Annotated in this window: 1 protein-coding gene; it reads left to right on the top strand. The window is 71.3% G+C overall.

Going from position 1 to position 616, the window contains the following annotated elements:
* Positions 1-13 precede the first annotated feature (13 nt).
* The coding region (gene mobF / locus ACNA7R_RS20545; protein WP_416285386.1) for a MobF family relaxase at positions 14-616 on the top strand (603 nt) is incomplete at its 3' end.

Here is a 616-nt window from a genome sequence, read left to right as displayed (position 1 = left end):
GCTGGACGGTGAGGTGGAACGCCGCCAGTTCGTCCCGCTGTACGCCAAGGGTGTCCGGCCTGATGGCGGGTATCTGGGCCGCAGGTTCCGGACCCAGGAGGATGCGGCGGAGGTCCGGGCGGACCGGCTTGCGGCGACCGAGAAGATCGCTGACCCGTACGAACGTTGGGAGGCCCAGCAGCAGCTGGCACAGTCCGGGTCGGGCGCGTCGGTGGCGGCGTGGGATGCGACGTTCTCGCCGGTGAAGTCGGTGTCGCTGCTGTGGGCTGCCGGGGACCGGCACGTCCAGGAGCAGGTGTGGGCGGCGCAGGTCGCCGCGGTCGACGCCGGCCTCGCGTATCTGGAGGAGCAGGCGGGGTTCGTCCGTGCCGGCCGCAACGGGGTCAAGGTGTTGGATGCTGACGGGCTGGTTGTGGCGCGGATGAACGAGTGGACCTCCCGCGACGGGGACATGCACCTGCACACCCACTGCGTGATCCTCAATCGCGCCCAGACCCTCGAGGACGGCAAGTGGCGGGCGTTGGACGGCCGTGCGCTGCTGACCGCCCGCACCGGCGCCGGGGCGCTGTACAACCGCAGTCTGGAAGCCGAGCTGACCCGACGGCTGGGGGTGGCC

This window comes from Natronococcus sp. (genome assembly GCF_047921035.1).
Classification (GTDB): domain Archaea; phylum Halobacteriota; class Halobacteria; order Halobacteriales; family Natrialbaceae; genus Natronococcus.
This window is presented reverse-complemented; position numbering and strand designations above follow the sequence as displayed.